Consider the following 23,025-nt stretch of genomic DNA (forward strand, 5'->3'; position numbering starts at 1 on the left):
ATGGCCCTAAGGTATTGCCTTGACAGTTGTCATGTGCTACCATTGAGCCATGAGGTGCGTATCCAGTGCCATGCACATCGAGACCATCCGCCGCCGGCAGGGCGACAAGGTCTACACCTACCACCTGCTGCGCCAGACCTACCGGGAAGGCGGCAAGGTGAAGCACCGGACCCTGGCCAACCTCTCCCACCTGCCGGAAGCCGTCCTGGAGCTGGTCCGGCGAGCCCTGCGGGGCGAGCCGGTGGCGCCGGTGCCGCAGACGGTAAAGATTCGCCAGTCCCGCCAGCACGGGGCCGTCGCCGCCGTCGTGGGCATGATCCGCCAGCTGGGCCTGGACCAGGTGCTCTACTCCCGCTCGGCCGACTGGGTGCGCTTGGCCCTGGCCGTCGTCGTCATGCGCATCCTGCGGCCCTCCTCCAAGCTGGGCGGGACTTTGTGGTGGACGACCACCACGTTGCCGCAGCTTCTGCGGTTGCCGCACAATGGCGAGGACGTCAACGACGTCTACCGGGCCATGGACGAGCTGCTGGCCCGTCAGGCCGCTATCGAGGCGAAGCTGGCGCGCCGGCACCTGACGGCCAACGCCCTCGTCTTGTACGACCTGACGAGCGTCTCATCTGGAGGGCAAGACCTGCCCGTTCGCCCGCTTCGGGTACAACCGGGACAAGAAGCGGGGCAAGAAGCAGTTCTGCGTGGGCTGCTCACCAACGACGAGGGGTGTCCCGTGGCCGTGGAGGTGTTCCCCGGCGACGTGGGGGATCCCGAGACGCTGCAGGCCCAGATTGCCCGGGTCCGGGCTCGGTTCGGCATTGAGTACGTCGTGTTCGTCGGCGACCGGGGCATGATCGTCAAGGCCCGATTGAGCGATTTGGAGGCGGTGGGCTTCGGGTGGATCACGGCCCTACGGGCGCCGGAGATCCAGAAGCTGCGGGATGAAGGGTTCTTTCAGCCGGGCCTGTTCGACCGGCGGGACCTGGCGGAGATCGCCGACCCCGAGCGGCCCGGGGAGCGGCTGGTGGTCTGCTACAATCCGCTGGTGGCCGAGGAGCGCCGGCAAAAGCGCGAGGCGCTGCTTTCGGCCACGGAGCGGGAGCTGGCCAAAATCGAAGCCCGGGTGCGCCGTCGCCGCCGCAAGCCCCTGACGGCCGACGAAATCGGGGTGGCCGTGGGCAAGGTCCTGGGCCGCTGGAAGGTGGGCAAGCACTTCCAGCTGGAGATCCGCGACGGCCACTTCGCCTTCCGGCGCAAGGAGGCCTCCATCGCCCGGGAGGCGGAGCTGGACGGGTTTTACGTGCTGCGCACCAACGTGCCGGCCGACCGGATGGAGCCGGCCAAGGTGCAGGCCACGTACAAATCGTTGCGGGCCCTGGAGCAAAACTTCCGCACGATGAAAAGCGCCCTGGACCTGCGTCCGGTCTACCACCGGCTGGAGGACCGGGTGCGGGCCCACGCCTTTTTGTGCATGCTGGCGTTGTATGTGCGCTGGCACATGGAGCGGGCGCTTGAGCCCCTGCTGGCGGAGGACCCCCGGCGGTCCTTCGAGGGGCTGATGATGCAGCTGGAGACGCTGCAGCGCCACACGGTCGAGGTGGCCGGTCAGGAAATCCAGATGCTCGGCGAGCCTGAGCCGCTGCACCAGCGGCTCTTCCAGTTGCTGGGGGTTCCCCTGGCGTAGCCAGAAGCCTGAACGCTTGAATCCCACTCCGTTGGCGTCATTGCCGTGATTTGAGGGATATCGGGGTTGCTGAACTTCCGACTAGCTTCTCGTCTCTGACCGTGCCCCGGTCCGCCACCACCCTGAAGTTTGCCACCGCACGCTGCCCGGAAGTGCTGGGCCGCCTGCGCAAAGCTCTGCTCTGTCCGGGCACGGTGCTGGACGTGGGCCGGACGCTGACCCACAAGAACCGCATCGTGCGCCTCCTCCTGCAGGGGATATCGGTGCTGGAAATCGCCCGCCACCGGTCGGCGCCTGCCTCAAACCGAGTTGTTCCTGTCTTGGACTCCCATGACTAAACCGACTCCCTCTCTATAAACGGGCACTCGAGTACCTGTTGAACCGGGGGCAACGAGGCGAAACGCCGCTCGGCCTCGAGGAGGTAATTGACCGCCCACCACCCCATCTGATAGTGGGGAAGCTGGACGGTGGATAAGGCGGGACGTAGGTGGGCGGCGATGATCTCCTGGTTATCAAAGCCCATCACGGCTAGGTCATCTGGAATCCGCAGCCCAAGCTCACGAGCGGCTGCATACACGCCCATGGCCGTGCGGTCATTAAAGCAGAAGACGGCAGTAGGAGGGTTCGACAGCGCCATCAGCTGCCGGAGCCCTTCGTATCCACGCTCTTGTTCCTCTCCCTCCATGTACACGACCAGTTCTTCGTCGAAGGGTACGCCATAGGCTGCTAGCGCCTGACGGTAACCCTGGAGGCGACCGGATGCCGCTGGGATCGGCAGGTCCTTGTTCAAGAACCCGATCCGCCGATGGCCTTTCCGAAGCAGTATTTCCGTGGCGAGCCTCCCGCCCTGAACCTCGTCAGGTACCACAGACGGCAAGGACCTGTCCTCTGCGTAGCAGTTGACGAGGATGGCCGCCGTCTCCCGGAGGCACGCCGGTGGGTTGACGGCACGGTGGTACCACGATGAATAGATGATCCCCTCGACCTGGTACCCGAGCATGGTCTCTACGGCGGCCTCCTCCATCTCCTGTCGGTTGTCGGTGTTTACCAGCAAGAGGATCCGCTTATGAGCCCACGCCGCGTCCTGCGCACCCTTGATGATTAGACCCGCGAATGGGGTGGTGGCGACCTGGTCGGTGACAAACCCGATCAGCTGGGATCGCCCCCGCCGCAACCCCTGAGCCACCGCATTCGGTCGATAGGCTAACTGCTCGACAGCCTTCCAAACGCGAGCCCGGGTCTCTTCGGAGATGCGTACGTTGGGCTTCCCGTTGAGTACGAACGAAACGGTGGTTTGCGACACACCGGCCAACCTAGCCACGTCGGTCGTTGTCGGTGCTCGCCTAACTGATCTTCTTACCACCTGCACACGCCTCCCGCTTACAGCGCTGACCCCTGGGGCTACTTACCGGGGCCGCCTTGCCTTCGCCGGTAACAGCGCTGGGAACGGAGCGTGGGGCTCCAACTGGTACCAGTAGGCCACCGAAGACACGTCATCGCTCCGTTCGAACAGGTTGTTGCCGTCATGACCGATTTGCTGGACCGTTACCTTGAGGTCCTGCTCAAAAAAGACGGGGTCCATTAGATGCCAGCGGTAGAGGCCGTGCATCGGAACAGCATCCCTGCTGTACGGGCTCGCGGTGGTGTTGTCGCTGATGGCGTAAAACGGGTAACCCAGATAGGGCGTTGAGTAGTTGACCACGCAGATGCTTCCGTCAGGCCGCCGTTCCTGAAAGGCCCATGCCCCGCCGAAGTAGTCCTCGGTCCCTGTGGTGCAGATGGTCGGCCAGTCCTGGTCGCCGTCAATGTAGAATTTGAACTCGCCCTCGCCCCACCAGTACCGCTCCAGGACCGCCACTGCTAGGTAAGTACCCACGTACTTGCCCTGTCCCCGGATTCCGTCCACGACGGTGTAGTCTCGTTTGGGCGTGGTGACCTTCTCTCTTCTCCGTTGGGCGTGGAAGTAGGCGGCTCGCTCGGGTAGTTCGTCCGTCAGCAGGAAGTCGACCTGGTAAAAGAAGGCTTCGATGTCGGCCGGATGGTCGCTGGCGATCGCAATCTTAGCGCCCTCCCGGAACGGCATGGGAAAGTAGCAATTCATCCCTCCAGACGGAGCGACGACGATGGGAAGCGAGTTGACCACACAACGGGTCCCAAAGCCGTTGCAGAAAAAGTCGCCCAGGGGCACCTCCACCGACGGCGTCTCCTCTGAGTCCCAGTACATCCGGAGTACCAGGTCCCGTAGCACGAAGTTCGCCTCGGGGGTCTGGTCCGAAACAGTCATCCAGAGGTGGGTGATGACGCCAGGGCCCTGAATCTCGGCTAGACTGACTGTCTCATCTCGACGTAAGGAGATAAACGCCCGTCCCTTCCGACCCGTCCCGAGTCTGCTAGCTGCTTTTCCGCCCGCCCCCTTATCACCGTGGGGATTCTCAGGGCTGATGGACCGCGACCGCGCGTTCATCAGAAAATGGGCGCTTCCCAAACCCGTGCTCCAGGATGCAAGCATCAAACTCCCCCCTCACCGCCTCAGCCCTTTGTCGCGCCGCTTTCCAGGCCGCGAATGATGGTTCGGTTCAGGGCGAAGAAGACCAGGAGGATCGGCAGGATCGTGATCGATACAGCTGCAAACGTCGCCGTCCAATCAGTAGCCCCCATCTGCCCAACGTAATCCTGCAGACCTAGCGGGACAGTCTTTAAAGCGTTCTTGAGGACGAACGTGTTAGCGAAGATGAAATCGTTCCAGATGAAGGTGCCATTAACGAACACCACCGTTGTAATGGTGTTGATCGACATGGGGAGGACGATCTTGAAGAACAAAGAATAGGCGTTGACGCCATCGAGTACCGCCGCCTCAATGGTTTCCTTCGGAATGAACTTGAGGAAGCTCACGAAGAGGTAGATCGATATTGGGAGCGCAAACCCTACCGCGGGGATGATCAATGACAAGTAGCTATTGAGAATCCCCATGCTACGATAAGTCAAGAAGAGTGGAATCAGTGCGACCTGTGCCGGGACAATAATACCCGACAGAAAGAAGGCCAGCACTGCGTTCCGAAAACGGAACCGAAGGACCTCGATCGCGTAGGAAGCCATAAGGCTCAAGACCACAATGGCGGCGCAGGAGAGACTGGTGACGACAAGGCTGTTCTTGATGTACAGCCGGAGGTTACCCTTCTCTAGGGCGCGCGTATAGTTCTCCAGGGTTAATGAGGTTGGCAGGCTGAAGGGGTTGCCCTCGGCGAACTCCGCCTGCGGTCGCAGGCTCGTCAGGAACACCCACAGAATCGGGTAGACCTGGATTGCCAACACACCAACAACGATCAGCGTAAAAGCCGCCCGGGCAACGGTATGCCGCGAACTCACGAAAGCTCTTCTCCTTCCGCCCGCCGGAAGCGGAGGATAAGCGCCACGGCCAGTACGCACTCCATTACGATGAAGACGGCAATGGTACTCGCGTAGCCGAAGTCCAGGTTCGTAAAGGCAGTCTTGTACATATACGTGGTGACTAGTTCGGTGGCGTGTCCGGGACCACCATTAGTCAGTAGGTACGGGATGTCGAAGCCCCGCAAGGTGTACGTGGTCGCCATAATCATGGTAGTGACGAAGACCGGCCTGATGGTCGGAAACCGAACGTACCGGAACACGTTCCACTCCGTGCCCCCGTCGATGCGCGCCGCTTCCTCCATCTCTTTGGGTACCGCGATCAGCGCCGCGTAAAGGATGATCATGTAGAACCCCATGAAGCGCCAGCCCTCCGGCACCGACACTGCGACTAGTGCTGTCTTAAGGTTGGAGAGCCACGGGGTTGCCAGGTGTTCGAGACCTAGCTTCGTCAGAAGGAGATTGATGAGACCCAGCGGTTCATAAGAATACAATTTCTGGAACATATAGGCGATCGCAACCGTTGTGATCACGCTTGGGACGAAATAGAGTGTCTTAATGGTTTCTCGGACCCGAGAGACGTAGGTAAGCAAGCTGGCGAGCAGCAAGCCTATCACCAGCTGGATGAACAGGTTGATCGCGACAAACACGGCCGAGTTGAAAAGCGACTGCCAGAAGACCGTGTCGCGTGTGAACAGTCTGACATAGTTCTGCAGCCCCACGAACTCCATCTCGAAGATTCCGTTCCACTCGTAAAGGCTCATAATAAGCGACCGCACGATCGGCGTGAAGACCGCGAACAAATACAGCACAAGCGGCGGTATCAAGAATATGCACACGGCTGTTCTGGTTCGGAGGACCTTCATGGTTGACGGCCACCTTCTCGCCTAGGGCCATCCTGGCAGCCAGCGCACGATTTCGCTGCGACAGCTGCCAGGATTGACCACACATGCTTCTCCTTGGCGGAGCTGTTACTTGCCGAAGAACCTAGGTGCGTTCTCTTTGATCACTACGTCCCACAAGTTCGTTCCCTGGACATGACGGCTCCTTGACAACCTAAACCGGCACAGCCGGGCAAGAAATTTCGCAGGGCAGCAGGAGTCCGGCCGAAGGGCGCGAACTGGCGCCACGACGGGATCCGGAGACGTTCGCGGGGGTCAAAGGTGACCCGGAAACGGCTGCCCGTATGGCGATGCGGAGCGCGGACCCGGTGAGCTGGCCGCTGCCGAGCTCACGGCGGACCAGCGCAAAGCGCTGCGGGAGTGGAAGTTCGGCCAGAAGGTCGAGCACCGGCTCTGGCTGCGGGCTTCCATCATCTGGAGGCTGTTTCACCACCGTTCCTCGGTCGCACGAGTCGCCGCCTGCGTCGGCGTCACGGAGCGGACGGTCCGCAAGTGGCGGGACCGGTTCCTCGAGGCGGGCGTCGCCGGCCTCTACGATCGACCCCGCTCGGGGCGACCGCCGCGCTTTGGCCCGGAGCAGCGCTGCGAGGTGATCGCCCTGGCCTGCGACGCCCCCGCCAACTACGGCTTCGAAGGCCAGACGCTCTGGACGTACGACACCCTCACCGATGCCGTCCGACGGACCCTCGGTTTGCCGATGAGCCGGAGCAGCATCTGGCGGACCCTGGAGCAAAACGCCCTGCGGCCTCACCGGGTGCGCATGTGGCTGCACAGCCCGACCCGGACTTCAAGCCGAAGGTGAACCGCATCGTCGGCCTGTACCGGGACCCACCGGACGATGCCGTCATCTTGTGCATCGACGAAAAGACCGGGATGCAGGCGCTGGAGCGCAAGCACGAGACGCGCCGCGCGATCCCCGGCAGGCCCGGGCGCTGCGAGTACGAATACATCCGCCATGGGACCCAGTCGCTGTTGGCCGCCTTCGACATCCGTACCGGGCGCGTCACGGCGCGCTGCGGGCCGACGCGGACGGCGGAGGACCTGGTGAGCCTCCTGGAGGCAGTCGCCGAGGCGTACCGGGAGGCGGCGCGGATCATCGTGATCTGGGACAACCTCAACATCCACCATGACGGCCCGCAGGCGCGGTGGAGCCGCTTCAACGCCCGTCACGGCGGGAAGTTCGAGTTCGTGTACACGCCGCGGCATGCGTCGTGGGTGAACCAGGTGGAGATCTTCTTCTCCATCCTGCAGCGCCGGTGCCTCAAGCACGGGGACTTCCACTCCGCCGAGGAACTGCGAGAGCGCGTGCTGGCCTTCATCGCCCGGTGGAATACCGAGGAGGGTCACCCCTTCCACTGGACCTTCCGGGGGTACCCGATGCAGGAGAGGGCGGTGGCATAAGTGCCGCCAAGGCCTCCTTGGTGGGACCGGCCCGAGGTGCGTCGAGTCCTCAATGAGGCAGCCCGGGAGGAGATCCAGCAGCTCCTCACGGCCCGGGGGTTCACCCACCTGGGCGTGCTGAGCCGAGGCCGTCACCTGGTCATCTACGCGGAGGAGGGGGGCGAGAAGATGCCGCGCCTTCGCTTCGGCCGCATCGACCAAGGCCGGTACGCGCTGGACATGGCCAACCACCGCGGGGGGTGGGAGCCCACGCCCTTCACCGGAACCCTTGCCGAACTGTTCAGCCTGGTAACCGAGCAGTTCGGCTGGGTTCTCCTGGAGCTCTAGCCGCATCTTCCTCTCGCTCCTCTTGTGACGTTCCCGCGGCAGTGAACGAACTTGTGGGACGCACTACTAGGTGCGTTCTCTTTGATCACCGCATCCATCGTCCGAGCGAACTCCTCCGGACTCTGATATGTCTGCGCAAGCAGGAGGAGCGCCTGGCCGATCCGGGAGTTGGAGGCCGGGTCGAGCTCGGTGTCCCAGGGTACGCCAAACTGTTTGCCAAGTTGTTCGATGTCCTTGGCAAACGCTCGATAGAGTTCCGAGACCTTGCTGTCCCCCGGCAGTTCGTACTTGGTCGGGGGGAACTGCTCCTTGGCCGCATAGAGGGTTGGGTACCGATCGAGCAGATACCTGATGAACTCGCGGGTTATGTTGTCGAACTTCTTAGCGTTGAGTGCTAGGCCGATGCCTGAGACGACGAAATACTCATTGCGGGTCGTGCGGGCATTATCGGTCATCGGAAGCTTGAAGTAGCTGAGCTTCCCCTTGGTGCTGTCGGGCAGGCTGTCGCTAGTGAACGTGCCGAGCTCCCAGCTTCCCATGTAGTACATGGCTGCCTTGCCCGAGACGAACAGGTCACGGGCCTGCACGTAGTCGTGGGACGCGAATCCGGTTTGAAACGCGTTGTTCTTGCCCAGCTCATATACGAACCGGGCAGCCTGCATACCGATCGGGTCCTGGAGGGAGGCCTCCCCCCGCTTAAGTCGCATGATGTAGTCATTGCCTGTCATGCGGAACGGTATAAACGCAAGGTACCGTAGCAGGGGCCACTGCTCCTTACCAGCGACGGCGATCGGGATGTACCCCCTGCTTCGGAGAATCTTGGCGACCTCTACCAGTTCCTCCAGCGTCTCGGGTGGCTCGACACCGACATTCTTGAAGATATCTGTGTTGTACCAAAAGACCTCGAGGTGGAACTCCAGGGGAAGCAAGTAGAGGCTCCCATCGTCAAACCGGACGTAGTCCAGCGCGGCGGGTCTGAACTCGTCGAGCTTGCCGAATTCTCTAAGCAATTTCTCGACGTCGACCAACTCGCCTCTGTTCTTCAGCATCTCGGCGAAGACGGTGGGGTCGGTGTCGAACATTTCGGGCAGATCCCCAGCCGCGGCTAGAATCTCGAGCTTCTGCAGGTATGACGGACGATCCGGAGTGCTCTCCAAGGCGAGTTCGAAGTCGGGATGAATCTTCTGGAACTCGGCCGCAATCTCTTTGACGGTCTGGATAACGGGTCCGTCAACTGGCCTCGCAAAGAGCCAGGTGACCGTCTTTGCCTCTGCACGGCTACCTGCGGCTACGGCGCCAGCCAGGGCAGCCATGAGCATCAGAGCGAGCAAGTGCCTCGCGGACCTCATCAAGGGTGCCCTCCTAATTCGGCGTGGTCTATCCGTTACGGGTCCGATCCGGGACGCCAACTTGAAACCCTTGAAACGTCGCTGAACCTTCGCTCACGAACAGGCCCCATCTCCCCCCCTCCGGCTGTAGAGCCGAGTACTCATCGCCACCTGCCCAGCCACGTAGGCCACGCATGCTGTCCCGTCGACGATCACCTCCATCCGGTACGGTTTGCCAGGTTCCAGACGAACAGGCCTCTCAAGCTCAACGGCAAAGGGTTTGTCGCCGCCAATCTGCCACTGATGCTCGCCCCGAGGCGCCTTGCGCGGCCATTGGTCGAAGACCATGCGCTGGCTTTGGGGCTCGAGGCGGATGTAGTATGCCTCGTCCGGATCCGACCCGACCCGCAAGACCAGGCCACATCCCCGAGTACCTTCCTTAAAGATGACGTCGCCGGAGATTAGGCACGGGTCAACTAAGGGCTCGGCAAGGGCGAGCGCAAAGGAGTCCGGAACATCGGCTAGCAGGGCGTCGCTCTCGATGAGCCCCGCATGCGACGGGGCGTCTGACCTGCTGTACGACTGGCCCGTGGGCGGAACTCTAGACCAGGTACCGCACTCCGGGCTGAACGCCGGCCGGGTCGAATGCGAGAAGTAGGCTCGAAGTGACTCCGGCATCCGAACGCCTAGGCTGCCGTCGGGGCGCTGAACGATCTCATGGACGGCCATCGTCCCTCCCCACTGCCACTCCCCATAGTCGCTGTCACCGGTCTTGGTAGGAATCCAGCCGAAGACGTACCGGCGTACGCCGTCGGAGCAGGTCTTGGCGGCGTAGAAAGCTCGTCCGTCGAAAGTATCGTTAGCCGGAGCGGTCCACGGCCCTTGAAGGTCCTTGCTCATTCGGTAGTGGGTAGCGAAGCGCTCCGAGAAGCTTGAGTAGACCAGGTACCACCAGTCGCCCAGCTTGAACAGGTCGGGGCACTCGTGAGTGACGTAGAGCCTGGGCGCCCAGAATGCTGACTTTACTTCCCACCGGCGCAGGTCCCGGGAGGTGCACAGGGCGATGCAGCCCCGCCGTCGGTAGGAGCCGTCAAGGGTTCGGGCGGCCAGCAGCATCCAGTACTCCTGGGCTTCGGGGTTGAAGAATACGAAAGGGTCCCGCCAGTCACCTCGCTCGTACCGATCGGGCGGCGCGTAAAAGGTGTCCTCCGGGAGTTTGTCCCAGTGCACCAGGTCCCGGGAGACAGCATGCATGACGGCTTGCAGCGGGGTTCCGTTCTGCCGAAACTTGGGGTGCGGGTTGAACCCTGTATAAAAAAGATGGTATAGGCCCCCAGCCTCGATAATGCTACCAGTGTAACAGTGCCAATCTTGCTCTTCGGGAGTCCCGTGCTGGAGTACCGCCCCGTGTTCCTCATAATGCACAAAGTCACTTGTGGTCACAAGGTACCAGGAGGTCCCGACGGTAAACTCATCTCCTGTCCGGGCGTCATGGAGATAAAATAGCCAGAACTTGCCGTCCTTATAGAACGGAATCACGTCGCCCACCCAGCCGCTTTGGGGCTTGTACAGGGGGCCTCGGAAAGTCGACCCCACGGACATCACCCGTTTCTGCTAAAGCGTATTAGTTGGTTGGCCCCGATAAGCTCGTCGGGAAAAGCCCGTCGTGACGGACTCACCCCTCTCCTCCCCGAGACCCAATGATGCTAAGATCGGCCCCAGGAGGCATGGCATCGTGCGTTTCGAGGCCCTCGTCAAGGAAGTGGCCAACAGCCTGGCCTGGTGGCGCTTTTGCCGGTTGCGCTTGACCGACAAGGTGCCCGATGCCACCACCCTCATCAAGCTGCCGCACCGCTTCAGCCCCGAGGTCATCGAGCAGCTCAACGAGACATTGAAGGCCCCGTTGGTCCAGCAGCGAGTCATCAAGCGCCACGGCCAGTGGATCCGGGCGGACACCACAGTGGTGGAAGCCAACATCATTCACCCCACCGACTCGGGCCTGGTGGCGGACGGGGTGCGGGTGCTGACGCGGCTGATGCGCCGAGCCAAAGAAGCTGGCATCGGGGTACGCCTTTCGGTTCGAGACCGCCTGCGTTCGGTCCGGCCCCGGCTGCGCCCCATCAGCCAGGCGGCCGCGCGCCGACGCATGCGGAAGCCGGGTCCAGCGGTGGGAGCGCGCTACCAGGCGTAGGCCGAGTCGCTGGCGCGCTACAGTGCCCGGCTCGGCTAGGTGTTGCAGCAGACTCGTGTACGTCTGCAGGGGCGCCGCTCCATCCCAGACCGGCTGGTCAGCCTGTTGGATCCGGATGCGCGGCCCATCCGGCAGGGGAAGCTGTCCCACACCATCGAGTTTGGGTACAAGCTCGGCTTGGTGGAAAAGCGGGAGGGCTTCATCAGCCACTTCCGGCTGCATGGGAGCACTTCCAGCGACGACAGCGTGTTGGTGGACGCCGTGGCGGGCTACATCCACGCGGTCGGGGCCACGCCCCGAGCGGTGGCCGCCGACCGGGGCATGAACAGCCGGGCCAACGAAGCGGCCCTGCGGGCGATGAGCATCGCGCGCATGGCCCTGCCGGCCCGAGGCGGTTGGGCTTGCCGGCTTTTCGCGGCACGCCGGCTCTTTCGGCGGTTGCCGCGGTGGCGCAGCGGCCGGGGGAGGGCACACTGCGCATCTCCAACTAGTATGGGAAATCGTATTAGCCAGAGCCGCGACCACCGGTTGCGGCGCTTCAGCCGCACCATTTCGCCCCTTTGGTCGGCGTGAGCAGCGGGTCAGGGCGTCCGACGCACCAGCGTGACCAAACGGAATTGGGTTGCTAATTCGTATCACCTGTGACCTACTCCCGAATGCTTGCATTCGACGACGAGAGCGCAATTCCTCCTCGCGCATTGCCTGGCAAGTTTTGCACGGGTGGGGAGTAATCCGCTCCCCCGTGGCTCGGGCGCCCCGGGGGAGGCGAAGTCTGACTCTTCGGCTGCCCCTGACACAGGGCGGCCCTGGCCCGGGTTGGGGCTCTCATCGAGACTCCGGCCCTGTAGCCCACCTTCCGGTCGTGGAGAACCTCGAGGTGCACCTGCGCCTGCTGAGGCTGCCCCGGGAGCGAGTCGACGAGGTCCTGGCGGTCGTGGGCTTGCGGGACGCCGCGAACCAGAGAGTCGGGAGCTATTCGCTGGGGATGAAGCCGTGCCTTCGCATCGTCATCGCGCTCTTGGGCGACCCCGAGTTGCAGATCCTCGCCGAACCCGCGAACGGCCTCGATCCTATCGGCGTCCACGAGATGCGGGGGCTGACCCGTTCGCTTCATGCCCGGGGCATCACCCTGGTCATCTCGAGCCACCTCCTGGCGGAGGCGCAACAGATGGTCACCCACGTCGGGATCTTGGCGGGAGGCAGACTCCATTACCAGGGGCCGTGGGACAGCGCCGATCTGGAGGCCTTCTTCATGAAGACCGTCGCCCGCCACGCCCATGCCTCCGCGGGACCCGAAGGCGGGGACGGGCGATGAGGGCTGGCCTTCTCGATGTGCTGGCCTCCGAGTGGTTGAAGTACCGCGGCACCTACATGCTGTGGATCGCGGCAGGGCCGACCGCCTCGTGCTCATCTTCGCGGCCATGGGCTCCCTGGGGCCGGGGACCTGGGGCAGGCTTGACCCGGCGAGCCCCTGGCACTGGATGCTGGCGGCGCTCTACAACTGGTGGCCGTTTCTGTGGGCCTCCTTCGGGACGGCCATACTGGCCGCCGAGGCCGTGCGCCTCGAAGAGGGGGCCGGCGCGTGGCGGGCGCTGCGGGTGCACCCGGCAGCTCCCGTCCTACTGTATCTCGGCAGGGCCGTGGCGCTCGTCCCGTGGCACTTCGCCAGCAATGTTGGGTTCGTGGGGCTGGTCGTGGCTATCGCCTCGCCGGCGCTCCGGTGCCTTGTAGCCCGATCCTGAAGGGAGGGTCCATCGTGGGCGCCGGTACGCTTCCCGCGTTGGTGTTGCAGCTGTGGGTCGCGAGCGTGCGAGGATACCCGCTCACCGCGGCGGGAGGCGTAGGGATGGTCGCGGCAGCCTCCCTTGAAGACCCCCGCTCCATGCACGGATGGCCTCCTCCACGCGGTGGGCCATGACCTGGTCGCCTCCTCGTCCGTCGGGATGGTGGGTGTCCGCCGATAGGAGAGGCAAGCCCGCGGGCGAGGCGGCGACGCGGTGGTCGTGCTGGTGAGGCGCCCTCATCGTCGTGGGGACGTCCGGGTCGGGCAAGACGGACACGGCCCGGCACCCCGCACGTGCACTCGGCTACGCCCCCATCGTGCTCGCTGCGCTGTACTGGGGCCCGACTGGATGCCGGCGCCCGACGCGGTGTTTCGGCCTCGGGTTCCACGAAAATGCCCGGCAACCGCCCGCCCGGAGCGTCCGCGCGCCGTGCGGCTGCGATACTCGTGAGGACCCGCGTCAAGGGAGGCGTGCGCCTCGAGCCTGGCAGCCCGGGCTGAACGTAGAAGGGAAGGCCCGGTGGGCAGGGCCCCCGCCGGGCGTTGGTTGGCCGGTTGGCCCCGGACGGCCCCGCCTCACCTCCTCACCCCATACTTCAGCACCACCAGGCCTTTGTCTTAGCGCCGCATGCCCTGCAGCTACAGGAGGATGCCCCGTCGCACCCCACCGTCCCCCGGAGACGGGCCCGCCGGCCCATCCGGCAGCCACTCAGCCCAAGAGCCTCGGCTTGCCAAGGAGCGCCCGCAGCGTCATGATCTTGCCCGCGTGGTGCCCGCGATGGAACAGTAAGGAACATCAGCCGGTACGCGAGCGGGTTCGTCCGGCCGGATGGTGTCGTGACGGAGCGGGCCAGGTCGGCACCGCTCAGCCGGACCAGGTCGTCGTTGGCCTCCCGCAGGAGCGCCACCACCGCCTCCTGGGAGGGCAGCGGCCCCTCGCCCGAGGCGCCCATCGCGAACAGCGCCTCCCAGCCTTCGGGGATGTCGAGGGGGTGGCCGACCTGGAGGGCCAGTTGAGCGTCACAGACAGCCACGTGCCCGATCTGCCAGAGCACCGAGGCCAGCCCGTGCGGACGGGCCGCTAGCTCCTCCTCGCCCAGGTCCTGGATCAATGCCAGCAGGCCGTCTACGCTCGTCTGCAGCATCCGGCGCAGGGCCTCACCCGCTCCATCATGGTGTCCCGAGACCGCAGACGTCGGCATCGCAGCCCCTGTTCCTCCCTTCCGAGGCACGCCGCAGGGCGTTTGGGCCCTGGTTGCATGCCTCGTTCATCCGGTGCGGAGGGCCCAGGCGTTCGATCCGGAGCCCCGGCTTCCCTGCACGGCCGGCCGCGGGTCGGCGCGGGCGTTACCCATCAGAGGAGTCGCCCCCTCGCATCATTCCCCGGAAATAGTGGCGCCGGGGCACGCGCCCTCCCACTGCTCGGCGCCTGCGTGTCGCGGTCGGCGGATAATCGGCTCTCCCGCAAGTGTGGTGAACCAGAGCGGCCTCAGGTGCAGCGAGAGGGACGCACTCGCTCCTGCCTGACCACGCCGACCCAGGCGGCCAGAGTTTCGGCGCTCCGCAGGCACACCATCTGGGCGAACTCCCCAGCGAGGAGCCAGATCCGGCAAAGGGGGCGTCGGCTTCGGCCAGTGACGTCAGGTAGGCCGGGGCCTGCCAGAACCATCGCACCGGCTGCCGGCCGGTCGCCGGGCGCGTGGCGGGCGGAGCCTCCTTCGAATGGGCCAGGGCCGCAAGGCGTTGACTCTTAGGCCCGGCTGGACTTATTCTGAAAGCACTCGCCGCAACCGACTCATGGCCCTGCACCGTGCGGTGTGGGGCAGGTACGAAGGGGGTGGTGCATCGTGGGAATGGCTACAGGCCATCTCGTGGCAGCGGGTGTCGCTGCGGCGCGCCCGATGGTGCACCACCCGGTTGGCCGGCAGAGCTGAGTCTTCCGCCGGGGCCGCGAAGGGCCCGGCACGGTCCTCTCCTCCTCATCCCTCTCCCGGTCTGGACGGGGGTTGCACCACGCGGGCCCGGCGTCTCACGAAGCTGGTGAGTCTTTCCAGCCTACACCGGGAAGGGAGCCTTCTTCGCCTTGACTCAGCGCATCCGTGGCCAGGTCGTACGCGTCGAGGGGCCGGCGTTTCGGGTCCGGGGCACTGACGGCACCGAGCGGCACGGCGTGGTGCGGGGCCGCCTCAAGAAGGGCAAGCGGACGGCCACCGCGCCGGTCTGCATCGGGGACGAGGTGGAGGTCACCCCACTGTCCGAAGGCCAGGCGGTCATCGAACGGGTGCTGCCGCGCCGCACCTGCCTCGTGCGGCGAACACCGCTGGGAGGCCGCCGCACCCACGGCAAGGCGCCGCCTATCCAGGTCCTGACCGCCAACGTCGACGTCGCCGTGATCGTCGTGCCAGCACCGGCCGTCCGGAGGACGGTCATCGACCGGGTCCTGCAGGTGGCTAGCTCAGGAGGGGTGCAGCCGGTGCTGTGCGTCAACAAGATGGACCTCGTGCCGGAGCCGGCCGCCCGGCAGCATGTGGCCGACATCGTCACGCCCTACGTCCGCTCCGGCATCCCCGTCGTCCTGACGAGTGCCGCCACCGGGCAGGGCGTCGACGAGCTCGCCGCGCTCCTGCGAGGGAATCTCGTCGCCTTCATCGGGCCCTCGGGCGCCGGCAAGACGTCGCTGCTCAACGCGCTGTGCCCGGGCCTCGACCTGCGCACCCGGGAGGTGGATGCCCGGGGCCGCGGGCGGCACACGACGAGCACCTCCGCCATCTACGACATCGGCGGGGCGCTGGTGGTGGACACGCCCGGGCTGCGGGAGGTCGCCTTCGCCCTCGACGAGGAGGACGCCGGGGATCCTCTCCTCCTCTTCGAGGGCATCGCCGGCCTCGCCGCCCGCTGCCGGTTCCGGGACTGCTCGCACGTGCACGAGCCGGGCTGCGCGGTCAAGGCCGCCGTGGCCTGCGGCGAACTGGACGAGGCTCGGTACCGCGAGTACCTGCGGTTGCGCCGGGCTCTCGAGCGGAGCCTGTCGGACTAGACGGCGGCCTTCCGCTCGCCCGATGGACGGGGCTCAGCAGACCGCGCAGCCGCCGTACTCGTGGGGCCCGCGTCAAGGGGTGCGTGAGCCTTCATGTCCTGCAGCTGCAGGGGGATGCCCCGTCGCACCCCGCCATCCCCCGGAGACGGACCCCACCCACCCGGCCGGCAACCACTCAGCCCAGCAGCCTCGGCTTGCCCAGAAGCGCCCGAAGGGTCATGATCTTGCCCGCGTGGTACCCGCGATGGAAGAGGCGGAAGGCCAGCTCGTACCCGAGCGGCTCCGTCCCGCCAGGGGATCTCTCGATGGGGCGGGCCAGGTCGGCCCGGCTCAGTCGGACGAGCCCGTCGTTGGCCTCGCGCAGGAGCCCCACCACCGCCTCCCGGGCGGGCAGATGGCCCTCGCCCGAGGCGCCCATCGCGAAGAGTGCCTCCCAGCCCTCGGGGACGTCGAGGGGCTGGCCGGCCTGACGGGCCAGTCGGGCGTCGATGACAGCCACGTGCCCGATCTGCCAGAGCACCGGAGCCAGTCCGTGCGGACGAGCCCTAAGTTCCTCCTCGTTCATGTCTTCGATCAACGCCGACAGGCCATCTGCGCTCGTCTGCAACATCCGGCACAAGGCCTCGCCTGCCGCGTCATGGGATCCCGTGGCCGCAGATACCGACATCGGAGCCCGCGTTCCCCCTTCTGAGGCCAGGTGCAGGGCGCCATGGGCACCCAATGGGTTTACCGTTCGGCGGCGCGTCCCTTTCCTCGTCAGCGCCCTGCCCGATAGCGCCAGCCCTTTGTCGTGCTCACCAGCCCTTTGCCGTGCTGGGGCACCTCCTCGAGCTGCAACGCGATGCGCCGGCCCACCTCGCCAAAGAGCGGCACCCCTCCGCCGAGATCACGGGCACCGCTCCCACGATGAGCTCGTCCGAGCCCCAGACCATGCCCGGCTGGGTGAAGCTCCACCCCCAACCGTGCTCGAGCAGGGCCTCGTAGGAATGCTTGTCGCAGACGATGGGCCCCACGTCGGCGATGAACTCGCAGAACCTGCGAACCGCGATGGCGTGCCTCCTTCGTCTGGTGCGGAGGCCCCAGGCATTCGAGTGAGGGCCCGGCTTCCATGCACGTGTCCGGCATGTTAGCATGGGCCCGCGAGGTCGTCCGGCCCCGGGAGGGGTGACGCCATGGCGGGCCTCGACGTGGACGAGTTCCGGCGCTGGTACGGCCAGGGGGAGCATACCCTGGCGTCGGCTCAACGCGACGCGGACGCCGCCGACTTCGGGTGGGCCTGCTTCAAGGCTCAGCAGGCAGCCGAGTACATGGTCAAGGCCCTTCTCCGGGCCGTGGGAGACCCGGCTCTGGGGCATTCCCTCGTCCGGTTGCTCGAGACCCTGGAGCAACGGGCGGGCGTCACCGTCGCGGATCCGCTGCGGCGACTGGCTCGCACACTCGACAGGCACTACATCCCGGCCCGCTACCCCGATGCGTACCCGAGCGGGATGCCGTTCGAGTTCTACGACGCGCCGACCGCTGCCGAGGCCATCCAGGCAGCCAGGCGGCTGGCGGGGTTCGTGCGTGAGCAAGCCCGGGCCATGGGCATCGAGGGGATCGAGCCTTGACCCCGTCCGGGCCGAAGCACCCCGCGTTGCGGCACCGAGAAGAGGCACGACGGCAGCTCCTCGAGGCCGCGCGGCGGTACGCCAGGCGACTGTCTGACCGGGTACCCGTCCAGTGGGTCGTGGTGGCCGGGTCGGTGGCACGGGGCGACTTCCACGACGGCTCCGACATCGACGTCCTGGTGGTGAGCGACGCGCTGCCGCCACACCCGCTGCGCCGTGCTGAGCTCCTGTTCGAGGTCGCGGAGGGCAGTGTCGAGCCCAAGGGTCTCACGCTCGACGAGCTCCAGCGTGAGCTGGCACGGGGCAACCCGCTGGTCGTCGAGGCGTTGAGCCGGGGGGTGGTGGTCCATCCCGAGGGCGCCACGCTGGTGGGCCTGCGGCACCGTCTGAGCCAGCGCCCTCGGGCGCAGTCGTCTTGAGCGTGCGGCCGCCGCCTGCGACCTTCGCTCCGCCGCCGCTTCGCGCGTCGCCTGCCAGGCGAAGCGCTCCAACTCCGTGAAGGACTGCACGACCCTCCCTAATCATGACATCCGTCTCCATCGACGACGCCGCCGCTCCTTGGGCGGCGGTGCGGGGCGGGGTTCTTTCGTCATCCCCTTCCAGACTCCTCCAGGCTCTCGCCCGGAGAAGCCCGGCCCCCTACCGGGACAGGTCAACTCCCAGGCTAAACGTTACGCGTACGGTCTTGCGCGGGAGGTGGCGGCCGGAGCATAAGCAGTTGACCGGGCCATACCAGATGTAGTAGGATGTTGCGCACAGACAACTACATCTAGTGGCCGCACGGCGCCTGCCCGACAGGGCAGGGCCCCCGTGGCTGGGGGAAGTCCGGTGCGAATCCGGCGCTGTCCCGCAACGGTGACCGGCCGGGTCTCTCGTGAGCGCCCGAGCCGGAAGCCCGAGTACCCACGTCGTGCGTGCGCATCCGCCCCCGAGGAGGGGTGAGGGCGCCTCACCGGCACGGCCACCGCGTCGCCGCGTCGCCCGCGGGCCTGCCTCTCCTCGCGGCGGAAGCCCACCATCCCGACGGACGAGGAGGCGACCAGGTCATGGCCCACCGCCTGGAGGAGGCCATCCGTGCATGGACCCGAGGTCTTGCCGACGCCGAGCGGCTGGCCGCCGCGCTCGAGCGCGGTCTGGCACTGTCCGGCCCGCCGCCCGGCGATCCCGCTGAGGCAAACACCTTCTGGGTGCAACTGGCCTGCCACCACCTGCCCCTGCACCCCGACTTCGACCGGCTCGCCGTGCGGGCCGCTCTGTCGGGGCTCTACCGTGAGGCGCTGGCGGCGAGCCCGGCACCTGACGACGCCGCCGCCCTCTCGCCCGTCTTCGCCCTCGACGCGGCTACCTACCGGAGCGCCTTCGTACACTACATTCGCCAGGGCATCGAGTTGGGCGAGCTCGACCCCCGCCTCGCGTCCTTCGACCTCGCCCGCCTGGCCCGGCTGGTCGTGCCGGCACGCGACGAGCTCATCCCGTACGCCGGGCTCGCCACCCTGATGGATCGCTACCTGGTGCGCCACCCGGAGAGCCGGCGGCTGCTGGAGACGCCGCAGTACCTGTGGATGCGGGTGGCCATGGGCCTGGCGCTGGCCGAGGCACCCGATGCCCGCGACCTCTGGGCGGCCCGCTTCTACCAGCTCATGAGCACGCTCCGCTACGTGCCCAGCACCCCCACCCTCTTCAACGCGGGCACCACCCATCCCCAGCTCTCCTCGTGCTACCTGTCCGACGTGCTGGACTCCATGGACCACATCCTGGAGTCGGCCACCGACTTCGGCCACCTGGCCAAGTACGCCGGGGGCATCGGCGCCTCCATCACCAAGCTGCGCTCGGCCGGTTCGCCGGTGCGGGGCATCAACGGCCAGTCGTCGGGCATCGTCCCCTTCGCGCACATGTACGACGCGCTCATCAAGGCCGTCAGCCAGGGGGGCCGCCGCCGGGGCACGCTGGCCCTCTACCTGGAGCCGTGGCACCTGGAGATCGAGGCCTTCCTCGACCTCAAGCGCAACGCCGGTGACCCCTACCTGCGCACCCCGAGCCTCGACACGGCCCTGTGGGTGCCCGACGAGTTCCTGCGCCGCGTCGAGGCCGACGAAGCCTGGTACCTCTTCGACCCGCGCTACGTGCCGGAGCTGCCCGAGCTCTTCGGGCAGGCGTTTGGGGAGGCGTACGAAGCCCGCATCCGCCAGGCGAGGGCCGGCCAGCTCCCGGCTCGGGCCTTCCGCGAAGTGTGCGCCCGGGGGCTCTTCCGTGAGATCCTGGCCACGCTGCAGGAGACCTCCCACCCGTGGATCGTCTTCAAGGACGCGGGCAACGCCCGCAGCATGCTGCCGGGCGTCATCCACTCCAGCAACCTCTGCACGGAGATCTTCCTGCCCACGTCGCCGCAGGAGATCGCCGTCTGCAACCTGGGCAGCGTCAACCTGGCGCGCCACCTGCGGGCGGACCCCGCCGGCCCCGGCCGCCTGCGGGCGGCGGACGTGGACTGGCCGGCGCTGCAAGCGACGGTAGAGCTGGCGGTGAGGGCGCTCGACGACGTCATCGACGTCAACTTCTACCCCGTCGACAAGGCCCGCCGCTCCAACCTGCGCCACCGCCCCGTGGGGCTCGGCATCATGGGCTTCGCCGAGGCCTTCGCCCGGCTCGGGATGGCCTACGGCGACCCGGCGTCGGCCGATCTCGTCGACCGAGTGGTGGAGTTCGTCAGCTTCCACGCCATCCGCACCTCGGCGCGGCTGGCCCGGGAGCGAGGGTCCTTCGCAGCCTTCTCGGAGAGCCGGTGGGCGCAGGGCCGGCTGCCGCTGGACACCCTGGCCGAGCTCCAATCCCACCGGAGGCGCCCCGTCGAGGTGGACCGCAGCGCCCGGCTGCCGTGGGACACCCTGCGCCCTCTCGTGCGGGGCGGCATGCGCAACGGTACCGTGATGGCCATCGCCCCGACGGCCACCATCAGCCTCGTCGCAGGCACGACGCCCAGCCTCGACCCCTACTACGCCAACGTCTTCGCCCGCCAGACGCTGTCGGGCAAGTTCATGGAGGTCAACCGGGTGCTGGTCGACGAGCTCGAGGCCCTGAGGCTGTGGGAGGACGTGCGCGAGCGCATCGTCGCCGAGCGGGGGGACCTGTCGGCCGTCGAGGAGATCCCCGAGCCGGTGCGGCGGCGCTACCCGACGGCCTACCGCATCCCGCCCGAGGCGTACGTCGAGCTGGCCGCTCGCGCCCAGAAGTGGGTGGACATGGGCATCAGCCGCAACCTCTTCCTGCAGAGCCGGGACCTCGACGCCATGGCGGAGGTGTACCTGGCGGCCTGGCGCAAGGGGCTCAAGTCCACGTACTACCTCTTCATGGCACCCCGGATGTACGCGGAACCCTCGACGGTGCAGGTCAACAAGGCCCGGCGGCGCCCGCGCTGGAGCTTCCTAGAGCCGGCCTCGACCAACGGGCACGGCGCCCCTGGCGAGCACTGCGCCCTCGACGGGGGCGGCCCGGGGTGCGAGTCGTGCCAGTAGCGGGCGCCGGCAGGCGGCGACCCCGCCCACCGCGCCCACGACCCCTCCATCTCGTCCCGGAGAGGAGCGAGACCATGGCCCCGACGAGCCGCGAGCTCTCCCCGCTTTTCGCCGGGGATCCCCTCGAGCCCATGCAGCTCTTCCCTCTGCGCTACCCCTGGGCCTACGCCCACGCCCAGCAGGGCAAGCGCAACACGTGGTTTCCCGAGGAGATCCCCCTGGCCGACGACGTGCGGGACTTCAAGGAGCGTCTCAACGACGAGGAGCGGCGCGCGGTCGAGCTGCTGTTGGGCTTCTTCAACCCCATGGAGTCGCTGGTCACCCACAACCTCATCCTGGCCATCTACCCGGTCCTGACCGCCCCCGAGGTGCGCCTCTACCTGGCCCGCCAGGTGTGGGAGGAGGCCAACCACACCATGGCGTTCGAGTACGTGCTCAAGACGCTGCCGGTGGAGCGCCAGCGCGTCTTCGAGGCGCACCGCAGCGTGCCGGCGGTGCAGGCCAAGGAGGCCTTCGAGCGGGAGCTGACCCGCCAGTGGCTGGAGCGGCCCGACGTGCGCACCGACGACGGCAAGCGGGCACTTTTGCGCAACCTGGTGGGCTACTACGTCATCCTGGAGGGCGTCTTCTTCTACGCGGGGTTCCTGACGTTCTACAGCTTTCGCCGGCGCAACCTGTTGCGGGGGCTCGCCTCGCTCATCGACTGGGTGCTCAAGGACGAGAGCCTGCACCTCTCCTTCGGCATCCACCTCATCACCACGCTGCTGGAGGAGCATCCGCACCTCATGACCGCGCCCTTCGCCCGGGAGCTGGAGCGCCTCATCCTCCGGGCCGTCGAGCTGGAGCGCGACTACAACCAGGCCCTGGTGTCCCGCCCCATCCTGGGGGTGAGCGCCGAGACCCTCAACGCCTACGTGGAGTACGTGACGGACCGGCGGCTGGAGGAGCTGGGGCTGGGGGCGCGCTTCGGCACGCCCAACCCAGCCCGGTGGATGGCCGTCGAGGTGGACGTGCCCGAGATCGTCAACTTCTTCGAGGCGACCAACACGTCATACGAGGTGGCGGCACGCCGGGAGCCGGGAGCGGATGCGGTCGGATGAGCCGGTCCCGACGAGGCTCCGGGCTATGGGGCCTCCAGCGTCACAGGGGAATCGCGCGCTCGGGTATCGCTCGCCACGGCGGCCACCGCCTGTAGCCACGCTTCGGCCTGTGTCGGCGAGCGCAGGCGGATGGCGCGCAGGTGCTGGTATTCGGGGCGGGCCAGGAGCTCGGCGTACTCGCGCCGCCGACGGCGATAGGTCTTGAGCGCCCACAGGATGATGGAGTCGGCCGTGAAGAGCCGCCACAGCGACTCCCGGTTGCCGCTCCAGAGGCGCTCTCGCAGGAAGACGCGACGGGCCGTCCGACGCAGCAGGCGCCCCAGGATGACGGGTAGCGGATAGTCGAGCCAGACGACGGTGTCGGCCACCGGCCAGACGATGTCCCGCACGCGGGTAAAGTTGCCGTCGACCACCCAGCAGCGGCCGCTGGTCGCCTCGTGGACCCGATGCCGAAACACCGCGTCGGGCGCCGGCGTCCAGTCGGGCCCCCAGTGCAGTGCGTCGAGCTCGACGTGCACGTACCCGAGGGCACGTGCGAGGCGCCGGGCCGTGGTGGTCTTGCCCGACCCGGACGTCCCCACGACGAGGATGCGCCGGCCCGGCATCCGCATGGCGTCCGGCCCGTTCTCGGCAGGCGCTCGCCGTCCAGCGTCGCGTCGCATGCTCCTCCCCACCCGGGCGCCCCCTCTGCCAACCCGGACGGCGGGTCTCGGTCATGGGCTCCGGCCTGTCTTCGCCCCGTCATCGTACACCAGGCTGGCGGCGGGCGCATGGGGCCCCC

At 66.6% G+C, this 23,025-nt stretch carries 23 protein-coding genes and 1 riboswitch; of the genes, 14 read left to right on the forward strand and 9 right to left on the reverse strand.

Annotation, left to right across the window (positions count from 1 at the left end; genetic code table 11):
* Positions 1–70 precede the first annotated feature (70 nt).
* Positions 71–1,675: an IS1634 family transposase gene (locus tag VLY81_RS14165; protein WP_324668883.1), complete on the forward strand. Its 1,605-nt coding sequence runs from the start codon at positions 71–73 to the stop codon at positions 1,673–1,675.
* Positions 1,676–1,869: 194 nt separating this feature from the next.
* Entirely contained in the window at positions 1,870–2,013 is a 144-nt protein-coding gene (locus VLY81_RS14840; RefSeq protein WP_405001389.1) for a DUF1670 domain-containing protein, read from the forward strand.
* On the opposite strand, the gene VLY81_RS14170 is transcribed toward VLY81_RS14840, so the two are convergent.
* Genes VLY81_RS14170 through VLY81_RS14185 form a run of 4 tightly spaced genes read right to left on the reverse strand, consistent with a single transcriptional unit; the run spans position 2,010 to position 5,925 of the window.
* Positions 2,010–3,038 carry a LacI family DNA-binding transcriptional regulator gene (locus VLY81_RS14170; RefSeq protein ID WP_324668884.1) on the reverse strand — a complete coding sequence of 343 codons (1,029 nt, stop codon included), beginning with the start codon at positions 3,036–3,038 and terminating at the stop codon, positions 2,010–2,012. The genes VLY81_RS14840 and VLY81_RS14170 overlap by 4 nt on opposite strands.
* 42 nt (positions 3,039–3,080) lie before the next feature.
* The gene (locus VLY81_RS14175; protein ID WP_324668885.1) at positions 3,081–4,184 is read right to left on the reverse strand and encodes a glycoside hydrolase family 172 protein; all 1,104 of its coding nucleotides are present in this window, start codon (positions 4,182–4,184) and stop codon (positions 3,081–3,083) included.
* Positions 4,185–4,204: 20 nt separating this feature from the next.
* Positions 4,205–5,041, reverse strand: coding sequence for a carbohydrate ABC transporter permease (locus VLY81_RS14180; protein WP_324668886.1), 837 nt, complete (start codon positions 5,039–5,041; stop codon positions 4,205–4,207).
* The gene (locus tag VLY81_RS14185) at positions 5,038–5,925 is read right to left on the reverse strand and encodes a carbohydrate ABC transporter permease (RefSeq protein WP_324668887.1); all 888 of its coding nucleotides are present in this window, start codon (positions 5,923–5,925) and stop codon (positions 5,038–5,040) included. Before VLY81_RS14185 ends, VLY81_RS14180 begins: the two co-directional genes overlap by 4 nt.
* A gap of 457 nt (positions 5,926–6,382) precedes the next feature.
* Here VLY81_RS14185 and VLY81_RS14190 point away from each other — a divergent pair, with 457 nt between their 5' ends.
* Genes VLY81_RS14190 through VLY81_RS14200 form a run of 3 tightly spaced genes read left to right on the forward strand, consistent with a single transcriptional unit; the run spans position 6,383 to position 7,689 of the window.
* Complete coding sequence (locus VLY81_RS14190) at positions 6,383–6,763, forward strand: helix-turn-helix domain-containing protein (RefSeq protein ID WP_405001390.1); 381 nt, start codon at positions 6,383–6,385, stop codon at positions 6,761–6,763.
* Positions 6,760–7,362, forward strand: a complete 603-nt coding sequence (locus VLY81_RS14195; protein ID WP_324668532.1) for an IS630 family transposase — start codon at positions 6,760–6,762, stop codon at positions 7,360–7,362. The genes VLY81_RS14190 and VLY81_RS14195 overlap by 4 nt, the downstream gene beginning before the upstream one ends.
* A gap of 36 nt (positions 7,363–7,398) precedes the next feature.
* Positions 7,399–7,689 (forward strand): hypothetical protein, encoded by a 291-nt coding sequence (locus tag VLY81_RS14200; RefSeq protein ID WP_324667953.1) that lies wholly within the window; start codon positions 7,399–7,401, stop codon positions 7,687–7,689.
* Here the strand turns inward: VLY81_RS14200 and VLY81_RS14205 are convergent.
* The gene (locus VLY81_RS14205; protein ID WP_324668888.1) at positions 7,686–9,038 is read right to left on the reverse strand and encodes an ABC transporter substrate-binding protein; all 1,353 of its coding nucleotides are present in this window, start codon (positions 9,036–9,038) and stop codon (positions 7,686–7,688) included. The two genes, VLY81_RS14200 and VLY81_RS14205, sit on opposite strands and share 4 nt — an antisense overlap.
* Positions 9,039–9,131: 93 nt before the next feature.
* Positions 9,132–10,565: a glycoside hydrolase family protein gene (locus VLY81_RS14210; RefSeq protein WP_405001268.1), complete on the reverse strand. Its 1,434-nt coding sequence runs from the start codon at positions 10,563–10,565 to the stop codon at positions 9,132–9,134.
* Positions 10,566–10,752: 187 nt separating this feature from the next.
* On the opposite strand from VLY81_RS14210, the gene VLY81_RS14215 reads away from it, so the two are divergent.
* From VLY81_RS14215 to VLY81_RS14230, 4 genes are all read left to right on the forward strand, one after another.
* Positions 10,753–11,208, forward strand: a complete 456-nt coding sequence (locus VLY81_RS14215) for a transposase (protein WP_324668892.1) — start codon at positions 10,753–10,755, stop codon at positions 11,206–11,208.
* 42 nt (positions 11,209–11,250) lie between these two features.
* Entirely contained in the window at positions 11,251–11,781 is a 531-nt protein-coding gene (locus VLY81_RS14220) for a hypothetical protein (RefSeq protein WP_324668893.1), read from the forward strand.
* Between the two features lie 289 nt (positions 11,782–12,070).
* On the forward strand, positions 12,071–12,523 hold the full coding sequence (locus VLY81_RS14225; RefSeq protein WP_324668895.1) for a P-loop NTPase family protein: 453 nt from the start codon (positions 12,071–12,073) through the stop codon (positions 12,521–12,523).
* A 61-nt stretch (positions 12,524–12,584) separates the two neighbouring features.
* On the forward strand, positions 12,585–12,950 hold the full coding sequence (locus VLY81_RS14230; protein WP_324668897.1) for an ABC-2 family transporter permease: 366 nt from the start codon (positions 12,585–12,587) through the stop codon (positions 12,948–12,950).
* 637 nt (positions 12,951–13,587) lie between these two features.
* Here the strand turns inward: VLY81_RS14230 and VLY81_RS14235 are convergent.
* Complete coding sequence (locus tag VLY81_RS14235) at positions 13,588–14,193, reverse strand: DinB family protein (protein ID WP_324668898.1); 606 nt, start codon at positions 14,191–14,193, stop codon at positions 13,588–13,590.
* An 881-nt stretch (positions 14,194–15,074) separates the two neighbouring features.
* Between VLY81_RS14235 and rsgA the strand changes: the two genes are divergently transcribed.
* Complete coding sequence (gene rsgA / locus VLY81_RS14240; RefSeq protein WP_324668900.1) at positions 15,075–16,028, forward strand: ribosome small subunit-dependent GTPase A; 954 nt, start codon at positions 15,075–15,077, stop codon at positions 16,026–16,028.
* Between the two features lie 175 nt (positions 16,029–16,203).
* Here rsgA and VLY81_RS14245 read toward each other — a convergent pair whose 3' ends face one another.
* Complete coding sequence (locus VLY81_RS14245) at positions 16,204–16,638, reverse strand: DinB family protein (RefSeq protein WP_324668901.1); 435 nt, start codon at positions 16,636–16,638, stop codon at positions 16,204–16,206.
* A 562-nt stretch (positions 16,639–17,200) separates the two neighbouring features.
* On the opposite strand from VLY81_RS14245, the gene VLY81_RS14250 reads away from it, so the two are divergent.
* The 4 genes from VLY81_RS14250 to VLY81_RS14265 all read left to right on the forward strand — a co-directional run bounded on the left by VLY81_RS14250 (position 17,201) and on the right by VLY81_RS14265 (position 22,244).
* Positions 17,201–17,635: a HEPN domain-containing protein gene (locus VLY81_RS14250; protein ID WP_324668903.1), complete on the forward strand. Its 435-nt coding sequence runs from the start codon at positions 17,201–17,203 to the stop codon at positions 17,633–17,635.
* A 26-nt stretch (positions 17,636–17,661) separates the two neighbouring features.
* Positions 17,662–18,054, forward strand: coding sequence for a nucleotidyltransferase domain-containing protein (locus VLY81_RS14255; protein WP_324668904.1), 393 nt, complete (start codon positions 17,662–17,664; stop codon positions 18,052–18,054).
* A gap of 345 nt (positions 18,055–18,399) precedes the next feature.
* A riboswitch (cobalamin riboswitch) is annotated at positions 18,400–18,562 on the forward strand.
* Positions 18,563–18,681: 119 nt separating this feature from the next.
* Positions 18,682–21,144 carry a ribonucleoside-diphosphate reductase subunit alpha gene (locus tag VLY81_RS14260; RefSeq protein ID WP_324668905.1) on the forward strand — a complete coding sequence of 821 codons (2,463 nt, stop codon included), beginning with the start codon at positions 18,682–18,684 and terminating at the stop codon, positions 21,142–21,144.
* A 74-nt stretch (positions 21,145–21,218) separates the two neighbouring features.
* Positions 21,219–22,244, forward strand: a complete 1,026-nt coding sequence (locus VLY81_RS14265) for a ribonucleotide-diphosphate reductase subunit beta (protein ID WP_324668906.1) — start codon at positions 21,219–21,221, stop codon at positions 22,242–22,244.
* Positions 22,245–22,267: 23 nt separating this feature from the next.
* Here the strand turns inward: VLY81_RS14265 and VLY81_RS14270 are convergent, their stop codons facing one another.
* Positions 22,268–22,906, reverse strand: a complete 639-nt coding sequence (locus VLY81_RS14270) for an AAA family ATPase (protein ID WP_324668907.1) — start codon at positions 22,904–22,906, stop codon at positions 22,268–22,270.
* Positions 22,907–23,025 lie beyond the last annotated feature (119 nt).

Source organism: Limnochorda sp. LNt (assembly GCF_035593265.1).
Classification (GTDB): Bacteria; Bacillota; Limnochordia; order Limnochordales; family Geochordaceae; genus Geochorda; species Geochorda subterranea.

What these genes read in the sequence shown, in the direction of transcription:
- VLY81_RS14250 (WP_324668903.1), top strand. Translation starts at nt 17,201, where the DNA reads ATGGCGGGCCTCGACGTGGACGAGTTCCGGCGCTGGTACGGCCAGGGG.
- VLY81_RS14205 (WP_324668888.1), bottom strand. Translation starts at nt 9,038, where the DNA reads ATGAGGTCCGCGAGGCACTTGCTCGCTCTGATGCTCATGGCTGCCCTG.
- VLY81_RS14175 (WP_324668885.1), bottom strand. Translation starts at nt 4,184, where the DNA reads ATGCTTGCATCCTGGAGCACGGGTTTGGGAAGCGCCCATTTTCTGATG.
- VLY81_RS14265 (WP_324668906.1), top strand. Translation starts at nt 21,219, where the DNA reads ATGGCCCCGACGAGCCGCGAGCTCTCCCCGCTTTTCGCCGGGGATCCC.
- VLY81_RS14270 (WP_324668907.1), bottom strand. Translation starts at nt 22,906, where the DNA reads ATGCGACGCGACGCTGGACGGCGAGCGCCTGCCGAGAACGGGCCGGAC.
- VLY81_RS14245 (WP_324668901.1), bottom strand. Translation starts at nt 16,638, where the DNA reads ATGTTGCAGACGAGCGCAGATGGCCTGTCGGCGTTGATCGAAGACATG.
- VLY81_RS14260 (WP_324668905.1), top strand. Translation starts at nt 18,682, where the DNA reads ATGGCCCACCGCCTGGAGGAGGCCATCCGTGCATGGACCCGAGGTCTT.
- VLY81_RS14235 (WP_324668898.1), bottom strand. Translation starts at nt 14,193, where the DNA reads ATGCCGACGTCTGCGGTCTCGGGACACCATGATGGAGCGGGTGAGGCC.
- VLY81_RS14185 (WP_324668887.1), bottom strand. Translation starts at nt 5,925, where the DNA reads ATGAAGGTCCTCCGAACCAGAACAGCCGTGTGCATATTCTTGATACCG.
- VLY81_RS14165 (WP_324668883.1), top strand. Translation starts at nt 71, where the DNA reads ATGCACATCGAGACCATCCGCCGCCGGCAGGGCGACAAGGTCTACACC.